A 13629-nucleotide genomic window follows, 5' to 3' on the forward strand; every position below is an offset into this window, starting at 1 on the left:
GCCCCGACCCCGCGCGGCTTCCCCGCGCCCGACCCACGCGACCCGTACTGGAGCCTGCCTTGCCGTCAGCCACCGATTCGCCCTCGGCCACCGTCCCGGGCCCGACCGCTCCCGGGGCCCCGCCCGCGCCGTGCGCCGCGCCGCGCTCCGAGTCCTTCACACTCGGCTACGCCTTCGCCGCCCTGCACGTCGACTCCCGTGTCCCGGATGTGCGGGAGTTGCTCCCGCGCGTTCTCGGACCCGCCTTCGCCACGACCGATTCCGGCGCCGGTGCCCCCGCCGGTGTGCTCCGGCTGACCGTGCGCCTACGGGGCTCCGAGGAGCCCACCGCGGCCACCGTCCACGGCCTGGAGCGCATGCCGACCCTGCTGCTCGACGGCACCCGCCAGGTCGTCCTGGCCCGCACGCCCGAGGTGGTGACGGTGCTGCAACTCGCCGAGGAGGACGCCACCGAGCTGCTGCTCACCGCACACCCCGGCACGGGCGAGGTCGACCTCGCGTTGCCCGACGGCTCACCGGGCGCGCTGCGCGCCGTGGCCCGAACGGTGAAGTTCCTGGTCGGCGCCCAGCTGACGGCCGCCGGGCTGCCCGTCTTCCACGGCTCGGCCGTGGCCAGGGACGGGGAGGGCATCGTGGTCGTCGGACCCAGCGGCAGCGGCAAGTCCTCGCTGATGTTCCTCGTCGCCACCCGCGCGGGCTGGGACTTCGTCTCCGACGACCTGGTCTTCGCCTGGGCCGGTGCCGACGGGGCGCCCCGGATGAGCGGCTGGTCCAACCGCATCGGCCTCAGCGTGGCCACGCTCAGCGGGCACCCGGCCCGGCGGCGGTTCGAAGAGGCCCGGCTGCGCCGCTACGACCAGCCGATCGGCCCGCTCGACGTGGACGCCGACCGCCCCTGGTCCCGGGCCGACCGGGTGCGGGTCTACTGCGACATCGACGAGTTCCTGGAGGTCGCCCGGATCGGCGGCGCGGCGGCGGTGCGCCCGCGCGGCGTGGTCGTCCCGGTCGCCGAACGTGACCGGAAGGGCTGGGAGATCACCGTCGAGGAGCCCGGCGACCTGCGCTGGCGCAGCGACTTCGACGCGAACATCCGGCAGCTCAAGCATGTCACCGACTTCCTGGGGCTGGTGCCGCGGCCGGCAACGGCCGGCAACGGCGCGGTAGGTGTCGGGGCGGCGCTGGACGCCATGCCCGTGGTCCGGGCGCGGTACGGGCGGGACATGCTCGACGACGTGCCCCGGTTCTGGGCCGAGGTGACCGAGGCGCTCCAGCGGGCCCGCCGATGAGCGGTGCAAAGGGGCCGCGTGGGATCGCCGCGGTGCTCGGCGGCACTCGGGGGCTCGGCCGTGAACTGGCTCGCGAGGCAATGCGGCACGACTGCGGCGTCGTCGTCTACGGCCGTTCCGCGGCCCCGGCCGAGGCGCCTGCGGCGGAGGTGCCCGAGGCGGAGACGCTCGCGGCGGAGGTGACCGCAGCGGCTGTGCCCGCGGCCCGGGCACAGCCGCTCCGCGCCCGGGCGCTGGACCTCACCGACCCTGCGGCCGTCGACGCCGTCGACCTGGCCGAACTGCGCGGGCCCGGCCCGCTGTACCTGTTCTGGGTCGCCGGGGAGTTCCGGAAACAGCCGCTCGCCGAGACCGCGGCCGAGGACGCCGACCGCCTCACCGCGCTGCTGTGGCAGGGGCCCGTGCGGCTGCTGCGCCGCCTTCTCGCCGACCGGCTGCGGCAGCCCTCGCCGCCGCAGCCGCTGCACCTGGTCACCGTCGCCTCGGCGTCCTCCTGGCGCGCCCGCGAGGAACAGAGCCTGTACTGCGGGCTCAAGGCGGCCCAGGCCGCGTTCACCCGGGCGCTCACGCCCGAACTGCTGCGCGCCGACCCGCGCAACCGCGTCACCCTGATCCAGCCCGGCGCCATGGCGACGCCCGGCTTCCACGATGTCCTCGGTCTGACACCGGAGGAGCTGGACGCCTTCATGGACCCCGCCGTGGTCGCCGCTCACATCTGGCAGCTCGTCAACCGGCCCGAACACCCCGCCCGGCGGTTCCTCGAAGCGCATCTGCTGCGTGGCCCCGCCGACCCGGTCACCGGGCACGCCGTGCCCCGCCTGCTGCTCGGCCCACAGGCTCCCGAAGCACCGCCGCCGCCCGACCGCCCGCACCGCTCCGGCCGGCCGCTGCCCGAGGCAGCCCGGCTGTGACCCCCGAACCCCATCGCACGGAGGAGACCATGCTCGACCTCGACGCTCCCGTCACGGCGCACCGGACGCCCTACATCTGGGCCCAGGCCGACGGCCTGCTGCCCCTCCCCCTGCTGGAGCGACTGCGCGGCGCGCTGCCCGCGACGGACCTGTTCGACCGCAAGGAGCGTGCCGCGGGCGGCGACAAGGCCTACGCCATGCAGGTGCTGCCGCTGGTGCGGGGGGGCGCGGACTGCGCGGTGCTGGACCGGCTGGACCCGGTCTGGCGCGACCTCGTCGACGCCCTGCGCACCCCCGCCTACCTGGACTGGGTCCAGCGCGCCGTCGAGGTGCCCGTCACCGCGAGGCACGCCGAGATCGGGCTGTTCGTCTTCGGGACCGACGACCATGTCAGCTGCCACACCGACAAGTCCGGCAAGCTCGCCAGCCACGTCATCTACCTCAACGAAGCCTGGGGCCCGGACGACGGCGGCGCCTTCGAGGTGCACACCTCCGGCAGCGGCGGCACCCCGCACGCCACGCTGCCCCCCGAGGCGCCGCGCTCGGTGGTCTTCGCCCGGTCCGAGCACTCCTGGCACGCCGTGGAGCCGGTCCGCGCCGACGTCGGCCGGCTGCGCTGGACCATCCAGGTGGAGCTGTGGGCGTGAACGCGGGCGTGATCGACCTCCAGACGCCGGGCCACCGCACGGTCCAGCAGGACCCCTATCCGTGGGCGGTGCTGCACGAGTGCTTCGGGGACCAGGGCGCCGCCGCGGACCTGGCCGCGCACTTCCCGGCCGGCGGATACACCCTGCGCGCCGGGGACGCCGCCACCGGCAAGGGCTACAGCACCTACAACCTCACCCTGGCCGACCGCGGCGAGCCCGCCCCCGAGGTGCGCGGGCTGGCGCCGCAGTGGCGCAGCCTGGTGGCGACGCTGCTCGGCGACGACTACCGGGCGTGGGTCGCGCGGACGATGGACACCGACCTGAACGGCTGTACCGCGCACCTGCGCGCCGTCCGGTACGCACAGCAGGGCTGGATCGACCCGCACACGGACCGGGCGGACAAGGCGGTCACCCAGATCTGGTACTTCAACCCGGTCTGGCCGCCCGAATGGGCGGGCGCGCTGCGGGTGCTGCGCTCAGCCGACCCGGAGGACGTGGCGGCCGAGGTACGACCGCTGCTCGGCACCTCGGTGCTGATGCGGCCCTCGGCGAATTCCTGGCACTGCGTCACCCCGGTGGCGCCCGGTGCTCCGGACCGGCTCACCCTGCTGTTGCACTTCGTGCGGCCCGAGCCGACGGAGGGCGGGCGATGACGCGGGCCACCACCCCGGGCACCGACCCGGCCGGGGGCGGCGCGGTCGCTCCTTCCCCCGGTGCGGCCGTGTCGGTGCGCGCGCTGCGCCGCACCTTCCGCACCGGAGGCCGGCGGCGTGGTGCCGACACCGGCGAGCGGGTCGCCCTCCAGGGGATCGACCTGGACATCGCCGAGGGCGAGGTGCACGGACTGCTCGGACCGAACGGTGCCGGCAAGACCACCCTGTGCAAGATCCTTTCCACGGTGCTGCTGCCCAGCTCGGGCTCCGTGCACGTGCTCGGGCACGACGTGGCCGCCGACCCGGGGGCGGTGCGCCCGCTCATCGGCATCGTCTTCGGCGGTGAGCGCGGACTCTACGACCGGCTGACCGCCCGGCAGAACCTGGTCTACTGGGCCTCGTTGTACGGCATGTCGGGCCGCCGGCTGGCGACCCGCAGCGCCGAACTGCTGGAGCAGCTGGGGCTGGGCGCGCATGCCGACGACCGGGTGGAGCGTTTCTCGCGCGGGATGAAGCAGCGCCTGCACCTGGCCCGGGGCCTGGTGCACGATCCGCAGGTGGTGCTCCTGGACGAGCCGACCGCGGGCATGGACCCGGTCTCCGCGCACGGTTTCCGCGACCTGGTGACCGGGCTGCGCGCCGAGGGCCGCACGGTGCTGGTGACCACGCACGACATGGGCGAGGCGGAGGCGATCTGCGACCGGGTCACGCTGATCAACCGGGGCACGGTCGTCGCCAGCGCCACCCCGGCCGAGCTGGGCGCATGGGTGGCGGAGAGCGAGCGGGTGGTCGCGCGCGACGTGCCGCCCGGCGTCCTGGCCCGGCTGACGGGACTCACGGACGTCGAGGTCGTTCCCGCGGACGCCCAGGGGCTCACCGTGCTGCGCGTCGGCCCGGGCGGCGACACCTCCGCCGTCCTGCAACTGCTCGTCGGCGCCGGGGTGCGGGAGCTGTCCACCTCGCAGCCCGGCCTGGAGGAGGTCTACCTCCGGCTGATCGGGCGGCGCGGCATGGAGGTGTCGCGATGAGCGCGGCAGTCACACCGCCGGGCGCGGCCAGGAGGCGGGCGGCGCGGGACACCCGGGCCGCCGCGGCGGCGTTCCGGGTGCAACTCCTGCTGATCAGACGCTCGGTGGGCGATCTGCGGGTGCTGTTCACCGTGCCGCTGTACGCGCTGATCTTCCTGTCCATCGCGGCGGTGTCCGGCGACCACTCGCTGACCGCCTATGCGGTGCTGGCGCCGGGTCTGATCTCGCTGTGGAGCATGATGCTGTTCGCGGCGGGGGACCTGATCGGCCAGGACCGTTCCGCGGGCCGGCTGGAGGCCGTGGTGGCCACCCCGGTGCCGCTGTTCACCGTCGTCGCGGCGCGCCTGTCGGCTGTGGCGGCGGTGAGCCTGCTCTCCCTGGCCGAGTCCTGGGCTGTGGCCCGTTGGGTGTTCGACGCGCATGTGACGGTCGTGCACCCGTTGGCGTTCTGCGCGAGCCTGCTGGTCACCGCGTTCGCCATGACGGGCACGGCGACGGCGATGGCGTGTGCCTTCGTGCTCAGCCGTTCGGCACGGATCTTCCAGAACTCGCTCAGCTACCCCGTATACCTGCTGGGCGGAGTGCTGACCCCGGTGAGCACGCTCCCGCAGTGGCTGCGCCCGGCCAGTCGGCTGGTGTTCCTGACCTGGTCGGGCGGGCTGCTGCGGGACTCGCTGGCCGAGCGGGCGGTATCCGATCCGGCCGGCAGGCTGCTGGCGGTGCTGGCGCTGGGGCTCGTGGGCTTCGGCGCGGCCGCATGGCTGATGCGCAACGTCCTGGCGCGGGTGCGCGCCGCGGGCACCATGGGGCTCGCATGAGTGCCCGGGTGCCCGCGTGGCGGATCGTGCGGTGCAGCGCCGTCAACGCCGCGGCCGACCTGCGGGCCACATACACCTGGTCGACCTGGCTCCTGGGCTGGCTGGTGCGGATGCTGTGCCAGGTGCTCTTCTTCACCCTGGCCGGGCGGACCTTCTCGGGCGGAACGCACGAACGGTTCCTCTTCCTGGGCAACTCGCTCGCCTTGTGCGCGATCGAGGCGATGATGGTCGTCGCCTCCAGCGCCTGGGAACGCCGTGCGGGCACGCTGCCGTTGCTGGTGGCCGCGCCCGCGGACGTGGCCTGGATCTTCGTCGGCCGCAGCCTCCAGTGGCTGCCGAGCGGCATCGGCACCTCGCTGGTGGCACTGCTCGGCCTGGGGCCCTTTTTCGGCGTCCACTGGACCCCGGCCACGGCCGCGGTGGCGGCGCTGCTGGTCGCGTCGACCGCAGTGGGCATCTACTGCTTCGGACTGCTGCTGGCCGCGCTCGTACTGGGAGCCAGTTCCTGGCGCAATGTCGCGTCCAACGTCGCCTATCTGTCGATGATGGCCGTCTGCGGCGTCGAAGTCCCGGTCGACTTCTGGCCGCCGCCCGTACGGGTGGTGGCCTGGGCCATGCCGTTGACCCATGGACTCGACGCGTTGCGGGCGCTGGTGGACGGCGGCGGCGCCGCGACCGTGGCCAGGGCCGCCCTGCTGTGCCTGGCCGTGGGCGCGGCCTGGCTGGTCGCCGCGCTCCTGCTGCTGCGCGGCATGGCGGCGCGCGGGCGGCGCGACGGCAGCATCGCATTCGCGATCTGACTTTCGTGAATTGAATGTGACAAGGGATATTGACTCTCCAGTCACGTTCATGTTGGATATAAATCACGGCGCCGGGGAAACCCCGCCGGTCAAGACCGCGGGAACTGCGCGGCGGGCTTCGGTCCGCACGCAGCCCGCCGGGGCCGCGAAGGGAGCGGACCGGTCCGCCCGCCCCTGAGGTCTTCCGAGGGCCACCGCACATCGAGAGGAGGAATCCACCATGATCCGTAACCACGCCACCGCCATGCGTCCGCGCATCGACAAGATCAAGGTCCGCGCCGGCAAGTGAGCCGCTGAGTGACCGACGGGGTGCCGCCAGGCCGAGCCTGGCGGCACCCCGCCCTCATGTCGTCGTACGCCCTACCGCCTCGCGCGTCCCCGCCACCACCAGGAGACTCCCGTGACCGAACAACTGAGGGTCGGTAACGTGCCGGTCCTGCTGACTCACGAGCCCCGGCTCCGCACCACCAGCCTCTGTCTGGCCCTCGGCTTCGGCGGCCGCCACGACCCTGCGGGCGCCGAAGGCACCGCCCACCTCTTCGAACACCTGGTCATGGCCCGCCCGCTGGACGGTGGAGCGCCCCTGTGCGAGCGGGTGGAGATGGCGGGCGGCTCGGTCAACGCCCGCACCGGCCCGGAGACGTTGCTGATCCACGCCCAGGTGCTCGCCGAGGACGCGCCGCAGACCCTGGAGTGGATGTCCCGCGCCCTGCTCGACTTCCAGCTCACCCAGGACTGCCTGGACAGCGAGCGGCGGGTGGTGCTCCAGGAGATCGCCGCAGCTGTCGCCGATCCCAGTGACACGGTCCAGGACGCCTTCCTCGCGGCCCTGTTCGCCGGGCATCCGCTCGGCTCCCCGGTGGCAGGTGATCCCGCCAGCGTCGGCGCGATCACCCTGGACGGCATCCGCGGCGCCCATGCCGACGCACTGGCCACCAGCCCCGTCGCCCTCGCCGCCGTGGGCGGCACCGACCCCGACGCGCTGCGCCGTGCTCTGGACGCCACCGGCCTCGGCGCCCTGACCGCGCAGCCGGTGCCCCGCCCCGCGGCCGAACCCGGCCCGGTGCGGCCGGCCACCGTCACTGCCTGGCCCGAGGACTTCACCTGGGTGATGGCCGGAGGCCGCGCGCCCGGCGCCGGGGACCCGCGCCGCCATGCCTACAACGTGCTCGCCCACCTGCTCGGTGCCAGCCCTGCCTCGCTTCTCTACGCCCGGCTGCGCAACAAGGAGGCGCTGGCGTACGACTTCCGCTCCTGGGCCCGCAACTACAGCGACGCCGGCGCCTGGCGGATGCTGGCGGGTGCCGAGCCCGGTAACGCGCCGCGCCTGCTCGACGCCTTCCAGGAGATCCTGCGGCACGTCGCTGCCGAGGGCCCGGGCGACGAAGCCCTCGCCACCGCCGTGCACCAGGCCGTCGTCGAGACCGTGCTGGAGTCCGAGGCCCCGCTGGACCTGGCCATGGCGTTGGCCTCGCAGCGCGTCATGGTCGAGGAACCGTGGGACCCGGCGACGGAGATCGAGGCCCTGCGCGCGGTAACGGCCGAGCAGGTGGTCACCGCCGCGACCGAGCTGACCGCCGGGCTCGTCTGCGTGGTCCAGCCCCAGTCCGCGTGAACGCCTCACCGGGCGCCGCAACGCCCGCGCCGTCGTTCGCCGTGCGCCCCGCCTACCTCGCGGCGGCGCGGGCCGCCGGGCCGGCCCGGCGGCCCGGCCCGCACTGCTGGAGGATCCGCGGCGGCTGCCCTCAGGGAAGCACGCGATCAGCCAGGCGGTGAGCGCGGCCGACCGGGGGCCGGCGTCGATCAGACGCACCCGCAGGCCGCGTGCGACCAAGGCCATGGCCGACTCGAAGGCGGTCAGGACCTTCCCGGCGCCGCCTTCCTGGTTCGCCACGGTGAGGACACGCGGCATGCGCGGGCCGGGCCGGAATGTGTCCGGGACGACGACCGAGACCCGCCGGTCGTGAGAGGCCAACCGCCGGCGATCGGGCCTCACGCCGATGGCGCCGTCCCCGTCGCCTCGATTCCACTTTGGCTCCGGTCGCGAACTACCGGAGAGACCTGATGGAGCCCTTGGCCCCGTCAAGCAGTTCCTTCACGATGTCCGCACGCCCCTCGTGCCGCCCGCTCTCCTCACCGCGATGGATGAGCATCCAGCGGGAATTGACGTTGCCGAAGCAGCAGGCGGAGCAGCGGTCGACATCCTACAAAGAGGCCGCGGCTACGATTCGCTGCTTCGGGTGCACGGCGCCTCGTACGACGCACGCGCGTGCACCCCATCGCTTCGCGGGTTCCGGATGCGCGCCACCGGCCGTCATTCAGGCCCGGGTGTAGCCGCCGTCGGCGAAGAGTTCGGCGCCGGTGACGAACGACGAGGCGTCCGAAGCCAGGAAGAGGGCGGCCGCGGCGATCTCCTCCGCGTCGGCCAGCCGGCCCAGCGGCACGACGGCCTCGGCGAACCGGTCGGCGTCCGGGCCCGCGGCGCTCAGCAGGGCCGGGGTCCGCGTGGGTCCCGGGCTGAGCACGTTGACCCGGAACCGGCGCTCCCGGGACTGCCGGGCCCAGTTGTGCACGAGGTTGCTCAGCGCCGCCTTCGAGGCGCTGTAGACCTCGAGTTGCTCATTGGGCCGCACGCTGTTGCTGGAGCCGATGACCAGAATGGAGGCGTTCTCCGCCAGCAGCGGGAGCGCCTTCTGCACGGTGAACAGCGGGCCCTTGACGTTGACGGCGAGCGTCAGGTCGACGTTCGCCTCGGTGTGGGCACCGAGCGCGGCGTCCGCGACGATTCCCGCGTTGGCCACCAGTACGTCGATGCGTCCGGCCTCTTCGCGGACCCGCGCGTAGAGAGCGTCCAGGTCGGCCAGGACCGAGACGTCGGACCGTACACCGGTGGCCGCAGGTCCGATCTCCCTGACCGCCGCTTCGAGGCGGTCGATGTCCCGGCCGGTCACGAAGACCTGTGCGCCTTCCCGGGCGAAGCGGTGGGCGATGGCCAGCCCGATCCCGCTGCTCCCTCCGGTGATCACGGCCACCTTCTCCTGCAGCACGCCTGTCATGTCGAACCCCTTCAGTTATGGAATCGATCGTCCACAACGTAGACCGTTATGGACGATCGAGTCAAGAACCGGTAGGCTGAGACCATGCCGAGACCACGCGCATTCGACGAGGGCCACGTCCTGGAGCAGGCCCGCGAACAGTTCTGGGCGACCGGCTACGCCGGCACCCGAATGGACGACATCGCCCGGGCGACCGGCCTGGGCAAGGGCAGCCTGTACGGCGCGTTCGGCGACAAGAGCAAGCTGTTCCACCGTGTGTTCGGCGACTGGTGCACCGCAGTCGTCGAGGTGGCCGAAGAGCGGCTGGCAGGCGGACCGGACGCAGAAGCCTTGGACCGGCTGTCGGGATACGTGCACCTCATGGCGGAGAACACCGCCTCCGACACCGAACACCGCGGGTGCCTGCTGGCCAAGGGCGCCGCGGAACTGGCCCAGCACGATCCGGCAGTCGCCGGGCGGTCGGCCGAGACCATGACGGCACTGCTGGCCCTCCTGCGGACGGAGATCAGCGCCGCCCAGCGCCACGGCGACATCGATAGCACCGCGGATCCGGAGCGGTTGGCGGCACTGCTGCTGACGGTGGTCCGCGGCATCGAGGCGGTAGGCAAGGCCGGCCTGGCCCCGGAGACACTGCGGGACATCGCAGACACCGCACTGGCGGTCCTGCCCATACCCGAGAACCGCAGACGCCTCGCGACCAGGCGCAGTCCGGTCCACGAGAACTAACCCGGCGCCATCGCGGCGACACCAGGGCCGCCTGGGCGAGTAGTTCCGATCGCGGGGTTGACCGCACGGTACGCGCATGTCGATGACGACTGTGGACTCCACCCCGGTCGAACGCGCCCGCTCCCGCGAGACCGTCAAGTATTCCGACCTGGCTGGATGGGCGAACCACGGCGTGGCCCAGCGGACCCTGGCGATGACCTGCGTCATCTGGCACAACCGGACCATCGGCGCACCCGTCACCAGATCACTGATCGCCTACGACCGCTGAACCGCATCGGAACTACTCATCCGGGGGACCGTTCCGCCCCTCCCCCGGGGCGTCGTTACGGCAGCCGGGCGTCCGGCGGCGCGTCGTGTCCGACTTCCGGGGCCGGTCAGGGGTATGCGGACGATGGCCGTACGGCCATGATCGTGTCAGCCGCCCGAGGAGGAAGCCGTGTCCCTGGTCCCGCCCCCGTTCGACCCGGAACTGGCCGCGTGCCTGGAGTCGCTCGGGGACGCGGCCGCGCCCGGGTTCCGGCTGGAGGATCTCGACGCCGTCCGGCGCGGCACCTCACTGGCAGCACCGGACCTCACCCTCGGCGGCACCTTCGAGGTGAGCGAGCACGCGGTGCCCGGTCCGCCGGGTGCCCCCGGGGTCCCGCTGCTGGTCTGCCGCCCGCGCGGGACGACCGCTCCGCTGCCGGTGCTCTACCACGTGCACGGCGGCGGCATGATGGCCGGCACCGACCGGGCCGGGGTGGAGGTCCCGCTGGACTGGGCGCGGGAGCTGGGCGCGGTGGTAGTGTCCGTCGACTACCGGCTCGCCCCCGAACACCCGCACCCGGCCCCGGTCGAGGACGTCTACGCGGGCCTCGTCTGGACCGCCGCGCACACGGCGGAGATCGGCGGCGCCCCGGGTCGCATCGTCGTCGCGGGGGCCAGCGCGGGCGGCGGTCTCGCGGCGGCCGCGGCGCTGCTCGCCCGGGACCGGCAAGGGCCCTGCCCGCTCGGCCAGTTGCTGATGAGCCCCATGCTGGACGACCGCAACGACACCGTCTCCAGCCGCCAGATGACCGGCCGCGGCCTGTGGGACCGCACGGCCAACGACACGGCCTGGACAGCCCTGCTGGGAGCGGACAAGGGCGGCCCGGACGTCTCCGCGTACGCGGCCCCGGCCCGCGCCGCCGACCTGTCCGGGCTGCCCCCCGCCTATCTCGACGTCGGCTCGGCGGAGACCTTCCGGGACGAGACGGTCGCCCACGCGTCCCGCCTCTGGGCAGCCGGTGGGCGGGCCGAACTCCATGTCTGGCCCGGCGCGTTCCACGGCTTCGACACCCTCGCCCCGAAGGCCGCCCTGTCCCGCACGGCACGCGCCGCCCGACTCGACTGGCTGCGGCGGCTGTTGGCGGGCTGAGTCAGGAGCCCGGGCGGAAGCCCCTCCCCGGCCCGGCTTGTTGACGTTACCGTTCGGTAGACCCGTGTCCGGAGCCTCCCGGAGGTATTCGCCCATGACACCGCCCGACCGCTCCCCCGGTCTCGCCGAGTCCGCCCGTGCGCTCGCCGCCGGGGAGGTGACCTCCCGGACGCTGGTGCAGCGGACCCTGGCCCGGATCGAGGCCAGCTCACCGGTGCTGAACGCCTTCCGCGTCGTGCGCGCCGAGGCCGCGCTCGCCGAAGCGGACGCCGCCGACCGGGAGTTGGCGGCGGGCGGGCGGCGGCCGCTGCTCGGGGTGCCGGTCGCGGTGAAGGACGACACGGACGTGGCGGGTGAGCCGACGGCGTTCGGCTGCGCGGGGGACTTCCCGCCGGTGGCCGAGGACGGGGAGGCGGTGCGGCGGCTGCGCGCGGCCGGTGCGGTGATCGTCGGCAAGACGAACACCTGCGAGCTGGGGCAGTGGCCGTTCACGGAGGGGCGGGCCTTCGGCGACACCCGCAACCCCTGGCACCCCGGGCACACCCCCGGCGGCTCCTCGGGCGGCTCGGCGGCCGCGGTGGCGGCGGGCCTGGTCCCGGCCGCGCTCGGCTCCGACGGCGCCGGTTCGGTGCGCATACCGGCCGCCTGGACCCGGCTGATCGGCATCAAGCCGCAGCGCGGCCGCATCTCCACCTGGCCGCGCCCCGACCCGTTCCAGGGGATCACGGTCAACGGCACGCTGGCCCGCACGGTCGCCGACGCGGCCCTGCTGCTCGACGCGGCGAGCGGCAGCCACGCCCGGGACGTGCACCGGCCGCCCGCGCTGACGGTGGCGGACGCGGTCGGCCGCGACCCCGGCCGGCTGCGGATCGCGCTGTCCCTGAAGCCGCCGTTCACCGCCGTACCGGCCCGGCTGCATCCGCAGATCCGCGCCCGGGTCACCGAACTCGCCGGGCAGCTGGCCGCGTTGGGGCACGAGGTGGCGGAGGACGACCCGCCGTACGGGCAGATCGGGCTGGCCTTCGTGCCCCGCGCCACCGCCGGGATCGCCGAACTGGTCGCCGAGGCCCCCGACCCCGCGCTGCTCGACGCCCGCACCCGGGGCGCGGCCCGGCTCGGCCGGCTGCTCGGCGGGGCCCCGCTGCGGGCGGCCCGGCACGCGGAGGTGGCGCTGCAACGGCGGATCGGCGCCTTCTTCCGGTCGTACGACGTGATCCTCGCCCCGACCACGGCGGCGCCCCCGCCCCGTATCGGCGCGCTGTACGGGCTCGGCGGGGCGGCCACGGACCGGGCGATGATCGGCGCGTGTCCCTATGCGTGGCCCTGGAATGTGCTGGGCTGGCCGGGGGTCAACGTGCCCGCCGGGTTCGCCGGGGACGGGCTGCCGGTGGGGGCGCAGCTGCTCGGGCCCGCGGGCAGCGAACCGCTGCTGGTGTCGCTCGCGGCGCAGTTGGAGGCGGAGTTGCGCTGGCACGAGCGGTGGCCGCCGGAACCGGCCGGGTGAGAGTGCTCGGCGCGGGCGCCCCGGACGCGCCCCGGCCGGTCGCCTCGCCGAGGGCGCCCTGGTGTTGCCGCCGCGCCGGTTCCACCCGCGGCATCGGCGCCGGTGAGCGACGCCTGGCCCGTCTCACCGCGCACAACCGCCGCCCCGGTGTGGGCGTCACCGCCCGGCCCGCCGACGGACCGTCCCGGCCCATATCCGGACCGACCCGGACAGGGCTCAACCGGGATACGACAGGCGCCCGTCACCCCTGCGGGACGTGCCACTAGGGTGCCCCCGTGAGCACGTTTACCGACACCGATGAGAACGTCCCCGGCCGCCGCGGGCCGCACGCCACCGCCGAGGCCGACCCGCGCGAGGTCGGCCGGGTGCGCACCGAGTACTCCCCTGCCCACGACGGCGACCCGGACCCCGGCGAGATCGTGTGGACCTGGGTGCCGTTCGAGGAGAACGACGGCCGGGGCAAGGACCGCCCGGTGCTGGTCGTCGCCCGCGAGGCGGCGGGCACCTTCCTGGCCGTGCAGCTCTCCAGCAAGCGGCACGACGGCGACCGGGAGTGGGTGGCCGTCGGCAGCGGCCCCTGGGACCGCTCGGGCCGGGACTCCTGGGTGGACGTGGACCGGGTACTGCGCCTCCACGAGGACGGCATGCGCCGCGAGGCCTGCGCCCTGGACCGGATGCGGTTCAACCTGGTCCGGCAGCGGCTGCGCGAGCGGTACGGCTGGACCTGACGGCCGACGGGCGAGAGGGGCGGGCCCCGGCTCACCGGGACAGGCGCCCATGAGCGCCGACGCCGGGCCGGGACCG

15 protein-coding genes and 1 pseudogene are annotated in these 13629 nt (G+C 74.2%); 13 read left to right on the forward strand and 3 right to left on the reverse strand.

All coding sequences use genetic code 11. From position 1 onward, the window contains the following. Nucleotides 1–59 precede the first annotated feature (59 nt). The 8 genes from QHG49_RS04215 to QHG49_RS04250 all read left to right on the forward strand — a co-directional run bounded on the left by QHG49_RS04215 (nucleotide 60) and on the right by QHG49_RS04250 (nucleotide 7758). On the forward strand, nucleotides 60–1286 hold the full coding sequence (locus QHG49_RS04215) for a hypothetical protein (RefSeq protein ID WP_301487261.1): 1227 nt from the start codon (nucleotides 60–62) through the stop codon (nucleotides 1284–1286). After that, nucleotides 1283–2197 (forward strand): SDR family oxidoreductase, encoded by a 915-nt coding sequence (locus QHG49_RS04220; protein ID WP_301487262.1) that lies wholly within the window; start codon nucleotides 1283–1285, stop codon nucleotides 2195–2197. The genes QHG49_RS04215 and QHG49_RS04220 overlap by 4 nt, the downstream gene beginning before the upstream one ends. A gap of 29 nt (nucleotides 2198–2226) precedes the next feature. After that, nucleotides 2227–2844, forward strand: coding sequence for a 2OG-Fe(II) oxygenase (locus tag QHG49_RS04225; RefSeq protein WP_301487263.1), 618 nt, complete (start codon nucleotides 2227–2229; stop codon nucleotides 2842–2844). After that, the gene (locus tag QHG49_RS04230) at nucleotides 2841–3497 is read left to right on the forward strand and encodes a 2OG-Fe(II) oxygenase (protein WP_301487264.1); all 657 of its coding nucleotides are present in this window, start codon (nucleotides 2841–2843) and stop codon (nucleotides 3495–3497) included. Before QHG49_RS04225 ends, QHG49_RS04230 begins: the two co-directional genes overlap by 4 nt. After that, entirely contained in the window at nucleotides 3494–4525 is a 1032-nt protein-coding gene (locus tag QHG49_RS04235; protein ID WP_301487265.1) for an ABC transporter ATP-binding protein, read from the forward strand. The genes QHG49_RS04230 and QHG49_RS04235 overlap by 4 nt, the downstream gene beginning before the upstream one ends. Next, nucleotides 4522–5343, forward strand: a complete 822-nt coding sequence (locus tag QHG49_RS04240; protein WP_301487266.1) for an ABC transporter permease — start codon at nucleotides 4522–4524, stop codon at nucleotides 5341–5343. The genes QHG49_RS04235 and QHG49_RS04240 overlap by 4 nt, the downstream gene beginning before the upstream one ends. Continuing rightward, complete coding sequence (locus QHG49_RS04245; protein ID WP_301487267.1) at nucleotides 5340–6143, forward strand: ABC transporter permease; 804 nt, start codon at nucleotides 5340–5342, stop codon at nucleotides 6141–6143. Before QHG49_RS04240 ends, QHG49_RS04245 begins: the two co-directional genes overlap by 4 nt. 400 nt (nucleotides 6144–6543) lie before the next feature. Further along, complete coding sequence (locus QHG49_RS04250; protein WP_301487268.1) at nucleotides 6544–7758, forward strand: pitrilysin family protein; 1215 nt, start codon at nucleotides 6544–6546, stop codon at nucleotides 7756–7758. Nucleotides 7759–7926: 168 nt separating this feature from the next. On the opposite strand, the pseudogene QHG49_RS34010 reads toward QHG49_RS04250, so the two are convergent. The 3 genes and pseudogenes from QHG49_RS34010 to QHG49_RS04255 all read right to left on the reverse strand — a co-directional run. Further along, nucleotides 7927–8055, reverse strand: a pseudogene (locus tag QHG49_RS34010) (division plane positioning ATPase MipZ); the annotation flags it as partial. Nucleotides 8056–8191: 136 nt separating this feature from the next. Continuing rightward, entirely contained in the window at nucleotides 8192–8296 is a 105-nt protein-coding gene (locus tag QHG49_RS34015) for a hypothetical protein (protein ID WP_370530423.1), read from the reverse strand. Nucleotides 8297–8461: 165 nt separating this feature from the next. Beyond that, complete coding sequence (locus tag QHG49_RS04255; protein WP_159706993.1) at nucleotides 8462–9199, reverse strand: SDR family NAD(P)-dependent oxidoreductase; 738 nt, start codon at nucleotides 9197–9199, stop codon at nucleotides 8462–8464. A gap of 84 nt (nucleotides 9200–9283) precedes the next feature. Between QHG49_RS04255 and QHG49_RS04260 the strand changes: the two genes are divergently transcribed. The 5 genes from QHG49_RS04260 (at nucleotide 9284) to QHG49_RS04280 (ending at nucleotide 13553) form a co-directional block, all read left to right on the forward strand. Next, nucleotides 9284–9925: a TetR/AcrR family transcriptional regulator gene (locus QHG49_RS04260; RefSeq protein WP_301487269.1), complete on the forward strand. Its 642-nt coding sequence runs from the start codon at nucleotides 9284–9286 to the stop codon at nucleotides 9923–9925. Nucleotides 9926–10001: 76 nt separating this feature from the next. Further along, the gene (locus QHG49_RS04265; RefSeq protein ID WP_236576560.1) at nucleotides 10002–10193 is read left to right on the forward strand and encodes a hypothetical protein; all 192 of its coding nucleotides are present in this window, start codon (nucleotides 10002–10004) and stop codon (nucleotides 10191–10193) included. Nucleotides 10194–10361: 168 nt separating this feature from the next. Beyond that, on the forward strand, nucleotides 10362–11321 hold the full coding sequence (locus tag QHG49_RS04270; RefSeq protein WP_301487270.1) for an alpha/beta hydrolase: 960 nt from the start codon (nucleotides 10362–10364) through the stop codon (nucleotides 11319–11321). Nucleotides 11322–11415: 94 nt separating this feature from the next. Further along, nucleotides 11416–12825 (forward strand): amidase, encoded by a 1410-nt coding sequence (locus QHG49_RS04275; protein ID WP_301487271.1) that lies wholly within the window; start codon nucleotides 11416–11418, stop codon nucleotides 12823–12825. Nucleotides 12826–13100: 275 nt separating this feature from the next. Next, nucleotides 13101–13553: a type II toxin-antitoxin system PemK/MazF family toxin gene (locus QHG49_RS04280; protein ID WP_159706987.1), complete on the forward strand. Its 453-nt coding sequence runs from the start codon at nucleotides 13101–13103 to the stop codon at nucleotides 13551–13553. Nucleotides 13554–13629 lie beyond the last annotated feature (76 nt).

This window comes from Streptomyces sp. WP-1 (genome assembly GCF_030450125.1).
Classification (GTDB): Bacteria; Actinomycetota; Actinomycetes; order Streptomycetales; family Streptomycetaceae; genus Streptomyces; species Streptomyces incarnatus.

What these genes read in the sequence shown, in the direction of transcription:
- QHG49_RS04220 (WP_301487262.1), top strand. Translation starts at nt 1,283, where the DNA reads ATGAGCGGTGCAAAGGGGCCGCGTGGGATCGCCGCGGTGCTCGGCGGC.
- QHG49_RS04225 (WP_301487263.1), top strand. Translation starts at nt 2,227, where the DNA reads ATGCTCGACCTCGACGCTCCCGTCACGGCGCACCGGACGCCCTACATC.
- QHG49_RS04235 (WP_301487265.1), top strand. Translation starts at nt 3,494, where the DNA reads ATGACGCGGGCCACCACCCCGGGCACCGACCCGGCCGGGGGCGGCGCG.
- QHG49_RS04240 (WP_301487266.1), top strand. Translation starts at nt 4,522, where the DNA reads ATGAGCGCGGCAGTCACACCGCCGGGCGCGGCCAGGAGGCGGGCGGCG.
- QHG49_RS04245 (WP_301487267.1), top strand. Translation starts at nt 5,340, where the DNA reads ATGAGTGCCCGGGTGCCCGCGTGGCGGATCGTGCGGTGCAGCGCCGTC.
- QHG49_RS34015 (WP_370530423.1), bottom strand. Translation starts at nt 8,296, where the DNA reads ATGCTCATCCATCGCGGTGAGGAGAGCGGGCGGCACGAGGGGCGTGCG.
- QHG49_RS04255 (WP_159706993.1), bottom strand. Translation starts at nt 9,199, where the DNA reads ATGACAGGCGTGCTGCAGGAGAAGGTGGCCGTGATCACCGGAGGGAGC.
- QHG49_RS04260 (WP_301487269.1), top strand. Translation starts at nt 9,284, where the DNA reads ATGCCGAGACCACGCGCATTCGACGAGGGCCACGTCCTGGAGCAGGCC.
- QHG49_RS04265 (WP_236576560.1), top strand. Translation starts at nt 10,002, where the DNA reads ATGTCGATGACGACTGTGGACTCCACCCCGGTCGAACGCGCCCGCTCC.
- QHG49_RS04275 (WP_301487271.1), top strand. Translation starts at nt 11,416, where the DNA reads ATGACACCGCCCGACCGCTCCCCCGGTCTCGCCGAGTCCGCCCGTGCG.